The following is a 16,424-nucleotide window of genomic DNA, read 5'->3' on the forward strand; positions in this document are numbered from 1 at the left end:
GCGGGATCGTCAGCCGAGCTTGCGCAGCAGGTAGATGTCCATGATCCAGCCGAGACGTTCACGCGCGTGCGCCCGCTTGGCGACGATCTCGTCGGTGACGTCGCCGACCCGTCCGCTGACGAGGATCTGGTGCTCGGTACCCACGTAGGCGGCCCAATAGACGATGTCGTCCGGCGACGCCGTCTCGCGGAAGGCCAGGGACGAGTCGAGCATGACGATCTGATTGCGGTCGGCGCCCTCGGGGGTCGACGCGAGCCTGCGGCCGGTGGTCGTCGTGATCGGTTCGCCGACGCCGTGCGCGACGATTCCGTGCGCGGCCGTCAACGCGGACGCGCTGGTCACACCCGGAATCACCTCGATCGCGAGGTCGCCGCGACGTTCGACGAGCCGGTCGGTGATGCGGAGCGTCGAGTCGTAGAGAGCGGGGTCGCCCCAGACGAGGATCCCCGCGCTCCCGCCGTCGGGCAGGTGCTCGTCCAATGCCGAGTCGAGCGCGTCGACCCGCGCCGCGTGCCAGCGTCGGACCTCAGCCTCGTAGTCATCGGGATTCCGGTCGCGCGGCGGGTCGGGGACGACGACCACCCGATGATCCGGACGGGCGTGGGCGTCCAGCATCCGGGTGCGGACGGCGGTCAACTCCGACGTCCGGTCGCCCTTGTCGAGCATCAGGAAGACGTCGGTCGCGGCGATGGCGTCGACCGCCTCCAACGTGATCTGCCGCGCCCCGCCGGGGCCGATGCCGATCACCCGCAGGGTCTGCTCATTGTTGCGTGACAAGTGCTCCCGGCAGGATTCGAACCTGCGACACCCGCTTTAGGAGAGCGGTGCTCTATCCCCTGAGCTACGAGAGCGGAACCGCCGGGCGACGACGGGGCGTGCCGTCCGACGGGTGAAGTCTACGTGAGACGTCGAGGTCCGTTGAACTCGACGCGGCCGACCGATCGACGTCGCCCTGTCGGTGTCGTACCCCTCTTCTAGAGTGAGCCCATGAGTCGTTCGTTCAGCGGGACGTCCACAGCCGACGACGCGGGTGTGGGGTTGGCGCTCGCGCCCGCGTTGACGCCGCGCGGGCTCACGTCGTCGCCCAGCTTCTTCCACGGATTCGCGACGCATCCGGCGGTGTTCGCGCAAGGACTGCTGGTGTTGGCCGACGTCACCGCCACCCGCTACTTCCAGTACACGCCGTCCAACCTGCGCGATCCGGTGCTCACGGCGCAGGGCGACCGTCTCCGCGCCGAGTGCTTCTCGGCGTGCAACGGCGTGTACGCCCGCCTCGACCTGCTCGGATCCGGGTTCGACGGCGGCGATATCGGTTTCGGCACCACCAACGTCGACGTCAACGCGGCGATGCGCAGCGCCCTCACCAAGGTCCGGCGCACCGAACTCCTGCACGTCGACATCGGCGACGACGGGCTCAGCGTCGCGACACCGGACCGGCAGGCTCACGAACGGCCGGTCGACATGCCCGACCGGTGGGTGCGCGCGCTCGGCAACGTCGCCGGCATGCACCGCGGCGCGGTGGCCGCGTTCACGCTCGACCGCCGCCGCACCCGGACGTTCCTCGGGTCGCTCCCCCACGCGACCGCCGCGCCCCAACGCGGCTGGCTCGTCCCCGACCGGACCGGAGCCCGACTGTCGCCGCGACCGGCGCCCGGCGGCGTCTACATCAACGGACTCCACCGGCTCTCGGCTCTCAAACGCCTGCTCGTCCACGCGACCGGACTCACGGCGTACGCGCTCGGCGTCGGCGAGGCGCCGTGCATCGTCGAACTCGATCTGCCAGGCGCACGGCTGTCTCTCGGTCTCACCGAAGAACCGTGGCGCGGATTCTCCGGCGAGGGCAGCCTCCTCGAGGCGCTGTCGGCTCCGACGGTCCTCGACGACGCCGACCTCGTCTCCGCACTCCTCGCCTTCGAACCGTCCATCGACGTCGCACGCCTCGGCGGCGACGCAGACCTCCCCACCCAACGTGTCGAGGGTGCCCTCGCCGTCCTCGCGTCGTCGGGCCGCGTCGGCTGGGACGCGCACGACGCCGCGTGGTTCCACCGCGAACTCCCCGACGACCCCGACCGAGTCACCAAGGACAATCCCCGTCTCGTCGCCGCACGACGCCTCGTCGACGACGCCGCCGTGACGGAATCCGACGACGCATGGACGGTGTCGGGTCGGTACCGCGTGTCGCTCGGTCCCACCTCCGGCGTGGACGGAAGCCGCTGCACCTGCGCCTGGTACGTGAAGCACGGCACCGACCGCGGACCGTGCAAACACGTCCTCGCGGTATACCTGACCTGCGACGGAACGATCGAGGAGACCTCATGACCGCCCTGGACGACGCGCTCGCCGTCTACGACGCACTCGGCTGGGAAGCCCTCCCGTACTCCGCCCTCACCGACGCCGAACGTCCCGGCCCCGAACAGCGCGCGCTGCTCCTCGCCGGCCTGCGGAAGGGCCCGTGGTCGCGGTTCACGCAGACATCGCCCGGCACCTACGGGACCGTCTCGAAGATCGGCAGTCGCAGCGAGTCGAAGCTCGGGCTGCTCGCCATCGCCGCGGGCGTCGACGCGCGACGCGCCGTCAGCGTCCTCGGTTACGACGTTCCACCGGACGTCCTCGGGCGGTTCATCGCCGATCGAGGGCCCTCCTACGCCGCGGAGTTCGTCCGACGCGGCTGTGTGAGCTCGCGACGCGGACTCACTCACGGCCCGTCGGGTTTCGGCGCCGCGGCGATCACCGCGATCGAGCTCACCGGAGCCGATATCCCCGCGAACGTCGAGTTTCTGAAGGACTGGGCCGTCCACGCCAACGCCGCACTCACCGGCGACCGCTCAGCCTTCTGGTCCCAGGCCGGGCTCGACACCGACGTGATCGCCCCGCGGTTCGCCGAGTACACGCGGGCGGCGACGGCGATGAACGTGCCGATGACCGGCCCCATGCGCCCCGCGCTCGCCGACGCCGTCCGCCGCGGAATGCTGGATCGGGCGCTCGCCGAGGAGTCGGCGTTCGACGGGCTCGACGCCGCAGTGCGGCCGGGCGACCGCTCCGGCTGGCTCGCGTTCCTGCTCGACGACCTCGGCGTCCCGGTCGCTGACCTCGCCGAGCGGGCAGAGACGCTCATTCCGGTCCTCACCGCAGGCGTCCCCGCGGTGACCGATCGCGTGGCTCCCGTCCTGATCGGCGCGGTCGCCGACGATCTGCTGCCCGATGTCGTGTCCGCCGCGATCACCGCCCCGCAGGCCAAGACCCGCAGACTCGTCGTCGAGGCCCTCGCCGCCCGGCCCCGGCCGTCGACCGCCGACGACGTGCTCGCCGAACTGGACGTGGTCGCGGGTGTCCGACAGCTCGCGAAACCCCTCGACGCGCTGGCCCTGGCGTGGCAGATCGACGCGCCCGACGTGAGCGAGACCGAGTCGTTCGCGGTGTGGCGCGCTGTCCCCGACGTGTGGACGGTCCCCCGCTTCGATCCCGGCCCCGTCACCCCCGAAGCCCTCACCGACCTCGCACGACTGCTGGTGGAGCGCGGCGAGGCTCCCGCCGCCGACGTCGTCGTCGAACGGTTCCACGCGACCGCCGCGGCCCTCGGCCACGTCGACGCCGAAGCCGTCCGCACCGCCCTCGCCGGGGTGCCCAACTCGGCGTGCGCGGGAGTCTCCAACGTCCGTGCGTGGCTCGACGGCGACCTCGCCGAGGTGATGGCGAAGTACCCGCAGTCGTGGTCGCCGGTGATCCGCAGGCGCGACGCCGAACTGCTCCTCCGCAACGGCGAACTGCCCTGCGTCCTGTCCGAGCCCACCTGGGACGACCTCCGCATCGACCCGTCCGACCTGCGCGGACGACTCCTCCGCTACCAGGAGGCCGAGGTGGACGCGTCGGCGGCGGATCTCGCACTGGCGTTGCTGAGGATGGACGTCGACGCCTGTCCCGACGTCGACTTCACCGACATCGGCGTCGGCGTCGTCGCCTACGACGGAACGGTGCTCCCGGTCACGGCCGGACAATCGGCCGCGGCCGCCCTCGCCTCGCCTGTCCCCGATCCGGGTCTCGTCCGCACCGGTGCGGGCGGATGGCGAGGCTGGGACGCCGGCGACATCGAGACGCCCGATTGGCTGTCGCCGTTCGAACCGCTCTCATCCGAGTACGGGAACTCCGTCGAGTTCTGGGTGCACCCGAACTGGCGCGGCGACGCCGCGATGACCCCGGTCGCGTTCCAGTTCGACTACCACGGCAACGGACCGACCCTGCGACAGGCCGCCCGACGCCGCGAACCGCTCGGACCGGGCGCCGCGATCAACCTGCTCGCCGCCCAGCGTCGCCTGCACCCGAGGGACGTCGTCGACGGGCAGGCGGCCGTGTACGAGGCGTTCGACCGCGGGCTGCTGCGGCCCGGCGTCGCCGACGTCACGAAGTACGACTGGTCCGACTCGCTGTCGTCTGCGGCGGCGTTCGCCTGCGTGCTGCGCGACCTCGCAGAGGGCGGGCTCACCGCTGTCGTGTGGCCGATCCTCGACGCGATGCTCGCCGTGTCGGCCGGAGAGAAACGCCTGTTGTCGGGTACGCCGGACGTCGTCGAGGTGATGGAATCGATGCTGCCCGTGGTACGACGCGCCGTCGCCGACGGTGTGGCCGAGCCGTCGACGCTCGACGTCCCCGGTCTGCGGACGCTCGCGCAGCGATCGGGATCGTCGGTCGCGGTGTCGAGCGCAAAGGCCCTCGTCGCGACGTTGCCGTCGGCGACGACGCCGAGCACGCCGTCCGAACGCCCGCGTATCGATCTGTCGGAGGTGTGGCCCGACGGCGCGGGCGACGCCCCGGCCGTCGACGACGAGGCATCGCTGAGCGTCGATTGGTTCGATCCCGACGCACGCAGCAGGCACGTGATCGTCAGGCTGTCGTTCGAGCATCTTCCCGACCGGGTGTTCGAGGTCAGGAAGGGATGGACGTACGACATCGAGAACGAGGGCCAGTGCCAGGCGAACGGGCACTCGTGGCTGTATTGGGACGGCCACGCGATCGCGGAGGCCACGTCGCGGGATCGGGCCGATCGCGCGGCGTCGCCGGTGACCGTGTCGATGACCGCGGTGGTCCTCGCGAAGCTCGTCAACGAGACGGAAGATGCGAAGTGGAGCGTCGCGTCGTCCGCGCTCGGCGGTGTCCTCCACGCCGACGCCGTGCGACTCGCGATGCGGATGCTGCTGCAGCATCCGGTGATCAGCCCGGCGCGCATGGTCCGGGTGATCGAGCACGAACCGCGGACCCTCCCCGCCCTGTGGCCGATGCTCACCGAATCCGTCCGCCACGCCGCCGACATCGTGCGCGACGGTGGACCGATCCCGAAGTGGGTCAATCGTGTGCTCGACGTCGCGCAGACCGTCGCCCCGCACCTCGACGAGGCCGTCGCCCGCGGCCTCGCCCCCGCGGAGGCGTCGACCTGGCGGGGAGCCGACGTCCTCGCGGGCGCCGCATCGAAGTCGACCGCCGTGACGAAAGCGCGGGCCCTCCTCGACCGGATTCGGGTGTAATGCCGTTTGATCTGTGCCTGACCTGACGACCGCACTTGGACTCCGCCGAGTCGCGGATCACACTTCTCTCACCTCGGCTGTCGGGTAACAGGGGTCGCAACCGAGGTCCCTCCCACGGTGTGCACGCACACCCGAGCCCGAGAAGAGGTCTCATCTTCATGCGTAAAACACTCATCGCCGCAGCCGTGTTGGCCGCGGCCGCAGGCACCGTGCTGCCTGCGACGGCACATGCGGCGCCGTCCGCGAGCACCGACGTCACATTCGTCGTCGCGGGCCAGGGCGGTGACCTGTCGATCACGGCCGGTCCGCTCGGCACCATCGTCCCGAATGTGAACGGCACCGGCGCCAGCGGCGGACTGCCGACAGTCTCGGTCACCGACAACCGCAACGGCTCGCCGCGCGCGTGGACCGCCACGGCGTCGTCGACCGACTTCGTCGGACCGGATCAGACGATCCCCAAGACGGCTGTCACGTACACCGCCAACGCTGTCGTCGGCAAGGTCGGCGGCGGAACGCTGGCGTCGACCGGAGCCCAGACTCTCGGCAGCGCCAAGGCCATCGTCACCCGTTCCGGCCTGACCTGGCCGCTCGAGATCGCAACCTGGTCGCCCGCACTGAATGTGGACTTCCCCGGCGGCGCGTCCATCGGCTCGTACACCGGCACGATCACCGTCTCCGTCGCCTGACCTCTCGCCTGCCCACGGCATCCAGGCATCTACCGGCCGGGGTGCGTTCGCGCACCCCGGCCACCCCATCAGAAAGTCCCATCATGCGCCCACTGACCTTCGCTCGGATGATCCTCGCGGCGCTCGTAGCCGTGCTCGCCGTCGGCGCCTGCGTCGCGCCTCGAGTCGCGGCGGAACCCGAGGACGGGACCCCGGCCGGTTCCATCGGCATCCGACTGGTCGACGTCCCCGCGAAGGCCAAAGACGACCCCCGAGCCAAGCTCTACATCGTCGACAACATGAAGCCGGGATCCACCATCACTCGGCGCGTGCAGGTCACCAACAACACCGGCCATCGCGCGACCGTCAAGATGTACGCGGGCCCGGCCCGCATCACCGACGGCACGTTCATGTTCGACGAACCGGGCGCGACCAGCGCGCTGACATCGTGGATCCATGTCGACAAGCCGACCCTCACGCTCGACGACCACGAGGACGCCAAGGTGACCGTCACCATCGCGGTCCCGGCCGATGCTCCCGAGATGGAGCAGTACGCCGTCGTCTGGGCTTCGCTGACCACACCCGGCGAGAACGGCGGCATCGGAGCCGAATCTCGTGTCGGCGTCCGCGTGTACCTCTCGGTGGGGCCCGGCAACGGCCCGCCGTCCGACTTCTCGATCGACGCCGTGACCGGTTCCCGGACCGACGACGGCCGGGCGACGGTGAGGGCGAAGGTCACCAACACCGGTGGTCGAGCGGTCGACATCAGCGGCGATCTCAAGCTCACCCACGGTCCCGGCGACCTGACGGCCGGAAAGGTCGGGTCCACCGGCGTCACCATCCCGCCCGGCGAGTCGTCGGACGTCGTGTTCACCGTCCCGAACTCGGCGCAGCTTCCCGACGGCCCGTGGAGCGCGTCCGTCTCCCTCGCGAGCGGCGTTCACAAGCACACGAAGGATCAGTCGGTGACGTTCACCGCTCCCGCCGACTCCGGACCCGCGTCCCGCTCGATCACGATGCCGCTCGTCGTGACGATCATCGTCGTCCTCGCCGCCGCGGGCCTGGGGGCGTTCCTCTACCGGCGGCGGCGCGCGGCCCGGAGCGCGGACCAGTGAACCGACGAACCGTCATCGCGTGCGTGTCGGCCGCGACGGCTGCGATCCTCGCGGTGAACACACCCGCCGCGTTCGCCGAACCGGCCACGAGCGAATCCGTCACGCCGACGACGTCGTCGACGACCGACGAACCGGCACCGACGACGTCCGAGACGCCGACGACGAGCGCTGAACCGTCGACGACCGCGACGACCGAGACCGGAGCCGAGACGACCGAAGCGTCGCCGACGTCGAGCGCGTCGGCGACGACGCCGAAGCCCCGCTCCCGCGCGGGCGTCACGACGCTCGCGGCCAGCGGGTTGTCGGTGAGCACGGGCGGATACGGAACGATCGTGCCCGGCGCGTCGAGCGCGGGCGGCAGCCTCCCCCTCGTCACCGTGGCATCGGGCGGCGGAGGGTCGTGGACGGCGACCGCGTCGTCGAACGGCTTCTCCTGTCCCGCGATGACGATCCCCGCGAGCGCCGTCACCTACTCGGCGACCGCACCCGCGGGGGGCCTGTACATGTACCCGAAGTCGAACCAGAACCTCGGTTCACCTCAGGTGGTCATGACGAGCACGTCAGGGCTCGCCGAACTCGTCACGTGGACGCCGCTCCTGTCCGTCTCCTACCCCGCGGGCGCCGCGATCTGCACGTTCTCCGGCACCATCACGGTCTCCGTCGCCTGAGGTGTAGTTCTTGACGCTATGGCTACCGAGAACTACACCTGAAACCGGGCGGCGCAATCTGGCTTGCCGCATGGGTGGGCGCGATCCGTCCAGCCGAGTCGGTTCAGGAGCCTGCCGACCTTGACTGCGGTCTGACAGGGGCGGACGCACCCTTGGCCCCATCCCGCGCGGAGAGTCGCCAGGCCACCGTCGACTGCGGCGTCGAGGTCCCGCTCCATGTCGCGGTCTCGGTCGGCTGGGCTGTCGTGGAACGCCCGCCCGTCGAGTTCGATGACGAGTCCCCACTGCGGGTACGTGAGATCCCGGAACCCGTGGCGTCCCGCCTCCGTCGGAGACTGCCGGACAGGCGTCGGAAGCCCGTGTGCGCGTTCGACGTTCAGAAAGTAGCTGTGCTCGAGAACAGAGCAGGCGCCGTCTCGGAGATCACCGAGCAAGTCGTGGATGAGCGCCCGCTGCGGAATGCGGGCTCGTCGTGACAGCGCGCCGATCAGACGGTCCGCCGTCGTACGGCGTCCGCCGATCCACTCGCTCAGACAACCGACCGCCGCGACGACGGTCCGCGCCGACGAAGCGACGTCCAGAATCGCCTCCTCGAGCCGGATCCGGGGCAGTGACACCGCCTGCACGTCCTCGGCGAACGTCGCCCGACGATGCACGACCACCCCCGGCCGCCGCGTCACCTTCCGATGCGCGCACACCGCGATATGGATCGGTGCGCCGTCGCCGACCTGCCCGTCGCCGCGGTGTGCGCGAAGCGCCGACTCGTGGCTCACCGCGGCGGGCGCGGCGTCAAGCACCGCGGCCCACGCCCGTTGCCGCCACCCGATCGGTCCGGCATGAGTTATGTAGACGCCGGGATACACGCGCACCCACAGGGGAACTCCGTTGTCCACAGCCCCTGTGGACAGTTGGAGTGTAGTTCTTGGCGCTATACCGACCGAAAACCACACCCGAACGTCGACGTCAGGCGAAGAGCGCGGCGAACTTCTCCAGCGACGTGCCGATATCGCCCTTGACGGCGGCAGCGGCGGCCTTGCCGACGGGCCCCATGAGCGGGAGTCCACCGAGGTCGATGAGGAAGGTGATCCGCGAGCCGTCGCCGTCGGGCGCGACGGTCAGGTTGATCTTGGCCTTCACGCCGCCCTTGCCCGCGCCCTTGAGGACCACTTCGCGGGGGCGGTCGAACTTCTCGATCTCCCACGCGAAGCGGACGCGCGCGCCTTTAACACTGACGACGGACGACACCTGGGTGCCCTTGCCCAGTTCGTCCGCGGTCGGGAGCGGGCTTCGCCAGCCGTCGTGCAAGACGAGCCAGTCGTCATAGCGGGAGAGGTCCGCCGCCGCGGCGAAGGTATCCTCGGGCGAAAGGTCGAGGTGAATGGAGTCACTGGTCTTTGCCATGAGCCCTAGCGTATGCGCCGACGCGCGCGCCCTTCTCAACCGGATCATCGTCGGCCACGGAGTGTCGGCGTTGATCACCGAAGTGGAGGCGTACAACGGGCCGGACGACCCGGCGTCGCACGCGTACACGCGGACACCGCGGTCGGAGATCATGTTCGGGCCGCCGATGCGCCTGTACGTGTATCAGATGCACGGCCACCACTGCGCGAACATCGTGACCAGCCCCGAAGGACAAGGCTCCGCCGTCCTGATCCGCGCCGGACGCATCGTCGACGGCCTCGACCTGGCACGGGAACGGCGCGGCCACGTCGCCGATCACCTGCTCGGCCGTGGACCCGGGAATCTGACCAGGGCCCTCGGCATCACGAAGACCGACCTCGGAACCGACGTGACGCGGACGGACGGCGTGCACCTGCGCCCGACGCACGAGCGGTCCGGCGAGATTCTCGCCGGACCGCGTGTGGGTGTGCGCCTGGCCGCGGACCGGCCGTGGCGCTATTGGATCGGCGGAGACCCGTCGGTGTCGGCGTACCGCCGGCACCCGAAGGCTCCGCGCTGAGTCGATCAGTCTCGGGTCACTTCTTCTCGGGAGCTCCGACGGCCTTGCGCGCCGCGTCCTGAGCCTTGTCGACCTGCGACGCGTACTTGTTGCCGGTCGCCTTGTCGATCATGTCGCCGCCCTTCTCGATGAGATCGGGGTTGGACTGCAGTGCGTCCTTGGCCTTGTCAACGATTCCCTTGAGATCCATGTCGGCAATCTTAGCCCCGGTCAGGCTCCCGCGCGGCGATCGAGCGTCGCTTTGAGGAGACGTGTGCTCACTTCCACAGCGGCGCATCCGACGACGGCACACACTCCGGCGATCGCCATCATGCCGGTGTTCGACGAGTCGAGGTGGAACATGTGCTGACTGAACGGCAGCGTGAAGATCAGCACGTACGCGGCGACCGACACTCCGACGAGGACGAACTTCCACCACGTGTACGGGCGGGCGACGACCGCGAGGACGTAGACGGCGATCGCGATCATCGTCGCCAAGGCCGCCGTGGCGGCCTGCGTCTGCTGGGCGCCGATCGTCTGCGACGCTCCGGCGACGGCGGCCGCCGTGTCGGCGGGCGACAACAGCACGTTGCCCGTGTAGCCGGCGAGGGCGCCCGTGTAGTCGCGGTTCACCAGCAGGAAGCAGACGAACGTCGATATACCGATGATGATGCCGTTCGGCACCGCCTGGGTCAGCACCCGTCGGACGAATCCGGTTCGGGCCCGCTCGTTGTTCGGGGCCAGGGACAGGACGAACGCGGGGATGCCGATCGTGAACCACGCCGAGATCGTCACGTGGATCGGCTGGAACGGGTAGCTGATCGGCGCCAGGTCGAAGGCCTTCGCGGCCAGGCCGCCAAGGCCGACGAGCAGAGCGAGCAACACCGCGTACACGGTCTTCGTCAGGAACAGGTTGGAGACGCGCTCGATGTTGCCGATGACGCGTCGTCCCTCGCCGACCACGTACGGCAGTGTGGCGAACTTGTTGTCCAGCAACACGATCTGGGCCACCGAGCGGGCGGCGGACGAACCGGCGCCCATCGCGACGCCGATGTCGGAGTCCTTGAGCGCCAGGACGTCGTTGACGCCGTCCCCGGTCATCGCGACGGTGTGCCCTTCGCCCTGCAGCGACTTCACCATCGCGCGCTTCTGGTCCGGTCGGACGCGGCCGAAGGCGTCGCCGTCCGACACCACCTGAGCCAGTTCGGCCGGGTCGGTCGGCAGTGTGCGCGCATCGACCGCCTGCTCCGGAGTGCCGAGCCCGAGCGACGCCGCGACGGCGCCGACCGACAGCGCGTTGTCGCCGGAGATCACCTTCACGGCCACGTTCTGCGAACCGAAGTACTCGAGGGTGTCGCGGGCATCGGGCCGAACCCGCTGTTCCAGGACGATCAGGCCGACCGGCGTGATCGCGCCCGGCAGGTTCGATCCGTCCGCGGGCACGGTGTCGACGAGAGCGTCGCACGTGGCGACGAGCAGGATGCGCAGACCTGTGGAGCCGAGGTCGGACGCGAGGCGGGCGATCTCCGACTCCGGGTCGAGCAGGACGTCGGGCGCACCGATCAGCCAGTTGCCGCGATCAGAGCCGTCGGCGTCGACGAACGAGATGCCGGAGAACTTGTTGGCCGAGCTGAACGGCAGGATCGCCGACGTCGACCACCCCGGGGCGTCCGGATACGCCTCGGCGACGGCCTGGATCGACGCGTTGGGTCGCGGATCGGCCGCCGCGAGCGCGGCCATCGCCGTCTGCACGGCCTCCTCGGAGACCGTGTCGGACACCACGCGGATCTCCGAGAGCCGCATGCCGTTCTCGGTGAGGGTGCCCGTCTTGTCGGTGCACACGACGTCCACGCGCGCCAGACCCTCGATGGCGGGCAGCTCGTTGACGAGGCACTGGCGGCGGCCGAGACGAACGACGCCGACGGCGAACGCGATCGAGGTCATCAGCACGAGGCCCTCGGGGACCATCGGGACGAGCGCGGCGACCATGCCGAGCAGTGCGGTCCGCAGTCCGTTCTGGCTGATGAACAGCTGGTTGACGATCGTCAGTATGCCCGCGGGGATCAGCAGCCAGGTGATCACCTTCAGGATCTGGTCGATGCCCGACCGCAGCTCCGACGACACGAGGGTGAACTTGCTCGCCTCGGCGGCGAGTTGCGCGGCGTAGGCGTCGGCTCCGACCTTCGTCGCCCGGTAGGCGCCCGACCCCGACACCACGAAGCTGCCCGACATGATCTGATCGCCGACCGACTTGTCGACCGCGTCGGCCTCGCCGGTCAGCAGCGACTCGTCGATGTCCAACGCCTCCGACTCGACGGCCTCGCCGTCGACGACGATCTGGTCGCCCGGGCCGAGCTCGATGATGTCGCCGAGGACGACGTCGTCGGGCGACACCTCGGTGGCGACACCGTCCCTGCGGACCACGGGCCGCGTCTGGCCGACGATCGCCAGGCGGTCCAGGGTCTTCTTGGCGCGGATCTCCTGGATGATGCCGATGCCGCTGTTCGCGATGATCAACAGGCCGAAGAGACCGTTGATGAACGATCCGGTGAACGCGACGATCGCGAACAGCACGCCGAGGATCGCGTTGATACGGGTGAAGACGTTCGCCTTCACGATGTCGGCGACGCTGCGCCCCGACTTGTCGGGCATCGTGTTGGACTGACCCGCGGCGACGCGCTCGGCGACCTCCGCGGCTGTCAGTCCGGGCAGACGATCGGTCGTCATGCTCATGCGTAGCGCTCCCACCAGGTCGGGTCGTCGAAGGCCGTGCCGACGCGGGCGTCCACGTCGAGGGTGGCGCCCGGCCGGGGGACGCACACGTCAATCCCGGCGGCCGACGCCGCGGGCAGCAGCCGAGCGATCGGATCGCCCCACGAATGCCGCGCCAGGTTGAACGTACCCCAGTGGATGGGGATCAGGAGACTGTCGCGGCCGCCGCCGTTGACGAGCCCGTGAACGGTCACGCCCTCCTCAGGGTTCAGGTGGATGTCGGGCCACAGGACGTCGTACGCGCCGATCGCGATGAGCGTCGCGTCGAAGGTGTCGTACCGCTCGCCGACCTCGCGGTACGCATCGGTGAAGCCGGTGTCGCCGGAGAAGAAGAACGAGTGCGCGGGCCCGACGACGGCCCAGCTCGCCCACAGCGTGTCGTTGCGGGTGAATCCGCGTCCGGAGAAGTGGCGGGCCCGTTCGCAACCGAACGTGAGCGTCACGCCGCGGACAGTCAACTCCACCGATCCCCTCCAGTCGGCGGTGTGGATGCGGGCCCGCGCCACACCCCAGGCCTCCAGGTGCGCGTCGACGCCGATCGGCGCGACGAACCGAGCGTTCGGCTGGCTCGCGGCGATCGTGGTGATCGTCGGGTGGTCGAGGTGGTCGTAGTGGTCGTGCGAGAGCAGGACGACGTCGATCGGCGGCAGGTCGGCCGCCGCGACCGGGACCGTGTGCAGGCGTTTGGGGCCGACCAGCTGCGACGGCGAGCAGCGGGCGCTCAGCACCGGGTCGAGCAGGATCCGGACGCCGTCGATGTCGACGACCGCCGTCGCGTGTCCCAACCAGGTGATCGTGAGACCGGCGGGCGCGTCGGCGAATGCGGGACGCAGGACCGGCAGGACGCCGGTCGGCTTGCCGGGCCTGCGCAGCATGTCGACGAACACCGCCGGACCCGGCCCCTCGGAGTCCGGCACCGGTTCGACGTTCGCGAACACGCCTCCCACCAGATTCGGCGAGCCGGCGGTGGATGCGGCGATGGCCTCCGCGGACGCGCCCATCGCACGCAGCGGAGCGGGTTGCGGGAGGCGTCGGACAGCTGAAGTGAAGGTCACCCGACCAGCGTAATCGTGCGGCGCGCGTGGTCCCCGACACAATTCCGGGCGACTATGTCCTATGCTGTAGTGAACAGCAGTCGATCGATCGATCAACTCTGGTTCACCCGAAGGCGAGAAACCCGTGACAGACACACCCGCGGTCGACACCGCACGGCCCGACTGGGCCGCGATCGACGACGCCGTCAAGCGCGCCGGACTCGACTCCCCCGTCCTCGCACTCGACCTCGACCTCCTCGAACACAACATCGCCGACCTGCGACGACGCGCCGCGGGCGTGCCGATCCGCGTGGCGTCCAAGTCACTGCGCGTGCGGTCGATCATCGACGACGTCCTCTCTCGCGACGGCTACGCCGGCGTGCTCGCCTTCGACGTCGCCGAAGCCCACTGGCTCGCCACCGAGTCGGGTGTGAACGACGTCCTCCTCGGCTACCCGACGGCCAAGCGTGAGGCGCTCGCCACACTGTTCGCCGACGAGCTCGCCTGCAAGCGCGTGACACTCCTCGTCGACGACGTCGCCCAGCTCGACCTCATCGACGCCGTCGCGGCACCGACCACGCGGCCGACCGTCCGGATCGCGATCGACCTCGACGCGTCACTCCGCGCCGTCGGCGGGCGGGTGCATCTCGGCGTCCGGCGCTCGCCCGTCCACTCGGTGGAGCAGGCGACCGCCCTCGCCCGAGCGATCGTCGGACGCGACGGGTTCGCACTCGTCGGCGTCATGTCGTACGAGGCGCAGGTCGCCGGACTCGGCAACCACGTCGACGGCAAGCTCGCGATGAACACCGCGGTCACCGCCATCCAGGCCGTGTCGATGACCGAGATCCGGCACCGCCGCGGCAAGGTGATCACCGCACTCCGCGAGATCGCCGACCTCGAGTTCGTCAACGCCGGCGGCACCGGATCGCTCGAGGAGACGGCCAAGGACGCGTCCGTCACCGACATCGCGGCGGGCTCCGGACTGTTCGGCGGGCACCTCTTCGACAACTACCGCCACTTCCGTCCGGCCCCCGCGATGAGCTTCGGACTCGACGTTCTGCGCCGTCCCGACGACGAAATCGTGACATGTGCGGGCGGCGGCTGGATCGCCTCCGGCCCGCCCGCCCTCGACCGCCTCCCCAAGCCGGTGTGGCCCGAGGGGCTGGAGTACATCGGCACCGAATCGGCCGGTGAAGTGCAGACACCGCTCTCCGGAGCAGCCGCCCGCGGCCTCGCCGTCGGCGATCGAGTGTGGTTCCGCCACACCAAATCGGGCGAGGTGGCAGAACGTGCCGCTCGCGTAGCTTTGATCAAACGTGACAGCAGTGGGACCGCCGACGTCGTTGACGTCGTACCGACCTACCGTGGAGAAGGGAAGTGCTTCCTGTGAGCCAGACGACCGCAGCAGCGACGTGGACCAACTGGGGCGGCACCGCCCGGTGCACCCCGACGGAGCTCATCACCCCGCAGAGCGTCGACGAGCTCGCCGACGCGATCCGTCGCGCCGCCGAGAACGGCCAGGTGGTCAAGCCCGTGGGTGCGGGCCACAGCTTCACCGAGATCGCCGTCGCACCCGGCGTCCAGGTCAAGATGTCGGGCATCCGCGGCCTGATCAGCGTCGACGCCGACCGCAAGCGCGTGACCCTCGCGGCGGGCACACACCTGCACGAGATCCCGGCGATCCTCGAACCGCTCGGCCTCGGCATGACCAATCTCGGCGACATCGACAAGCAGACGATCTCCGGCGCCACGTCCACCGGAACCCACGGCACCGGCGGCGGGTTCGGCGGCATCGCCACGCAGATCCGCGGCGTCAAGCTCGTCGACGGCACCGGCACGGTCCGCACCATCGGCGAGGACGACCCCGATCTGAAGGCCGCGGCCCTCGGCCTCGGTTCGCTCGGTGTGCTCACCGAGATCACCCTCCAGTGCGTCGACGCGTTCTCCATCCGCGCCGAGGAGGGCCCCGGCGAGGTCGACGAGACCTTCTCCACGTTCCTCGAGCGGGTCGAGAACGTCGACCACTACGAGTTCTACTGGTTCCCCCACACCACCAAGACGCTCGTGAAGACCAACACGCGCCTGCCGCGGAACACCCCGTCCGACGGCCCGAGCGACCTGCGTCGCTACATCGACGACGAGCTGCTCTCGAACAAGCTGCTCGGCGCACTCTGCAAGGTCGGCGCGCGGTCGCCGCGGTTCGTGCCGTCGATCAACCAGATCGTCGGACGCGCCCTCTCCTCGCGCACCTACACCGACCGGTCGGACAAGATCTTCATCTCCGACCGCGACGTCCGCTTCCGCGAGATGGAGTACGCCGTCCCGCTCGAGGCCGTGCCCGACGTCCTCCGCGAGGTCCGGGCGATGATCGACAGCCGCGGCCACAAGGTGAGCTTCCCGATCGAGGTCCGGGCCGCGGCCCCCGACGATCTGATGATGTCGACGGCCTCCGGTCGCGCATCCGGATACATCGCCGTCCATCGCTTCTCCGGCGACGACGTCGCCTCCTCCGAGGCGTACTTCAAGGACGTCGAAGACATCATGACGGCGCACGCCGGACGCCCGCACTGGGGCAAGATGCACACGCGCGACGCCGACTACTTCCGCTCCGTGTACCCGCGCTTCGACGACTTCCTCGAAGTCCGTGACCGCTTCGACCCGCAGCGCGTCTTCACCAACCCCTACCTGACGCAGGTCCTCGGCAGCTGAGTGCAG

At 69.8% G+C, this 16,424-nt stretch carries 14 protein-coding genes and 1 tRNA gene; 8 read left to right on the forward strand and 7 right to left on the reverse strand.

All coding sequences use genetic code 11. The features are described 5' to 3' along the window. Nucleotides 1-9: 9 nt before the first annotated feature. A complete protein-coding gene (gene cobF / locus GYB83_RS07485) occupies nucleotides 10-777 on the reverse strand; it encodes a precorrin-6A synthase (deacetylating) (protein ID WP_161894904.1) in 768 nt (255 codons plus the stop codon). A gap of 1 nt (nucleotide 778) precedes the next feature. Then, nucleotides 779-851: transfer RNA gene (locus tag GYB83_RS07490), tRNA-Arg, on the reverse strand. A 136-nt stretch (nucleotides 852-987) separates the two neighbouring features. Here GYB83_RS07490 and GYB83_RS07495 point away from each other — a divergent pair. The 5 genes from GYB83_RS07495 (at nucleotide 988) to GYB83_RS07515 (ending at nucleotide 7,964) form a co-directional block, all read left to right on the forward strand. Then, complete coding sequence (locus GYB83_RS07495) at nucleotides 988-2,319, forward strand: SWIM zinc finger family protein (RefSeq protein ID WP_161894905.1); 1,332 nt, start codon at nucleotides 988-990, stop codon at nucleotides 2,317-2,319. Beyond that, on the forward strand, nucleotides 2,316-5,516 hold the full coding sequence (locus tag GYB83_RS07500) for a DUF7824 domain-containing protein (RefSeq protein ID WP_161894906.1): 3,201 nt from the start codon (nucleotides 2,316-2,318) through the stop codon (nucleotides 5,514-5,516). The genes GYB83_RS07495 and GYB83_RS07500 overlap by 4 nt, the downstream gene beginning before the upstream one ends. A gap of 158 nt (nucleotides 5,517-5,674) precedes the next feature. Then, nucleotides 5,675-6,202, forward strand: coding sequence for a hypothetical protein (locus tag GYB83_RS07505; protein WP_161894907.1), 528 nt, complete (start codon nucleotides 5,675-5,677; stop codon nucleotides 6,200-6,202). Between the two features lie 83 nt (nucleotides 6,203-6,285). Beyond that, nucleotides 6,286-7,296, forward strand: a complete 1,011-nt coding sequence (locus tag GYB83_RS07510; RefSeq protein WP_161894908.1) for a hypothetical protein — start codon at nucleotides 6,286-6,288, stop codon at nucleotides 7,294-7,296. Further along, nucleotides 7,293-7,964, forward strand: coding sequence for a hypothetical protein (locus tag GYB83_RS07515; RefSeq protein ID WP_161894909.1), 672 nt, complete (start codon nucleotides 7,293-7,295; stop codon nucleotides 7,962-7,964). The genes GYB83_RS07510 and GYB83_RS07515 overlap by 4 nt, the downstream gene beginning before the upstream one ends. A 32-nt stretch (nucleotides 7,965-7,996) precedes the next feature. Here GYB83_RS07515 and GYB83_RS07520 read toward each other — a convergent pair whose 3' ends face one another. Together GYB83_RS07520 and GYB83_RS07525 are read right to left on the reverse strand one after the other, a co-directional pair. Then, nucleotides 7,997-8,833, reverse strand: coding sequence for a putative endonuclease domain-containing protein (locus tag GYB83_RS07520; protein WP_161894910.1), 837 nt, complete (start codon nucleotides 8,831-8,833; stop codon nucleotides 7,997-7,999). A gap of 94 nt (nucleotides 8,834-8,927) precedes the next feature. Then, complete coding sequence (locus GYB83_RS07525) at nucleotides 8,928-9,365, reverse strand: type II toxin-antitoxin system Rv0910 family toxin (protein WP_161894911.1); 438 nt, start codon at nucleotides 9,363-9,365, stop codon at nucleotides 8,928-8,930. Between GYB83_RS07525 and GYB83_RS07530 the strand changes: the two genes are divergently transcribed. Then, nucleotides 9,343-9,924 (forward strand): DNA-3-methyladenine glycosylase, encoded by a 582-nt coding sequence (locus tag GYB83_RS07530; protein ID WP_161894912.1) that lies wholly within the window; start codon nucleotides 9,343-9,345, stop codon nucleotides 9,922-9,924. The two genes, GYB83_RS07525 and GYB83_RS07530, sit on opposite strands and share 23 nt — an antisense overlap. Before the next feature lie 16 nt (nucleotides 9,925-9,940). On the opposite strand, the gene GYB83_RS07535 is transcribed toward GYB83_RS07530, so the two are convergent. The 3 genes from GYB83_RS07535 to GYB83_RS07545 are packed head-to-tail and all read right to left on the reverse strand — an operon-like array spanning nucleotide 9,941 to nucleotide 13,730. Further along, complete coding sequence (locus tag GYB83_RS07535; protein WP_161894913.1) at nucleotides 9,941-10,114, reverse strand: antitoxin; 174 nt, start codon at nucleotides 10,112-10,114, stop codon at nucleotides 9,941-9,943. Between the two features lie 20 nt (nucleotides 10,115-10,134). Further along, a complete protein-coding gene (locus tag GYB83_RS07540; RefSeq protein WP_161894914.1) occupies nucleotides 10,135-12,636 on the reverse strand; it encodes an HAD-IC family P-type ATPase in 2,502 nt (833 codons plus the stop codon). Then, a complete protein-coding gene (locus GYB83_RS07545) occupies nucleotides 12,633-13,730 on the reverse strand; it encodes an MBL fold metallo-hydrolase (RefSeq protein WP_228461286.1) in 1,098 nt (365 codons plus the stop codon). Before GYB83_RS07545 ends, GYB83_RS07540 begins: the two co-directional genes overlap by 4 nt. A gap of 124 nt (nucleotides 13,731-13,854) precedes the next feature. Here GYB83_RS07545 and GYB83_RS07550 point away from each other — a divergent pair, with 124 nt between their 5' ends. After that, on the forward strand, nucleotides 13,855-15,099 hold the full coding sequence (locus tag GYB83_RS07550) for an alanine racemase (RefSeq protein ID WP_161894915.1): 1,245 nt from the start codon (nucleotides 13,855-13,857) through the stop codon (nucleotides 15,097-15,099). Continuing rightward, on the forward strand, nucleotides 15,096-16,418 hold the full coding sequence (locus GYB83_RS07555; protein WP_186349738.1) for a D-arabinono-1,4-lactone oxidase: 1,323 nt from the start codon (nucleotides 15,096-15,098) through the stop codon (nucleotides 16,416-16,418). Before GYB83_RS07550 ends, GYB83_RS07555 begins: the two co-directional genes overlap by 4 nt. The last annotated feature ends 6 nt before the right edge of the window (nucleotides 16,419-16,424 follow it).

It is taken from the genome of Gordonia spumicola (assembly GCF_009932475.1).
In the GTDB taxonomy this organism is placed as follows: Bacteria; Actinomycetota; Actinomycetes; order Mycobacteriales; family Mycobacteriaceae; genus Gordonia; species Gordonia spumicola.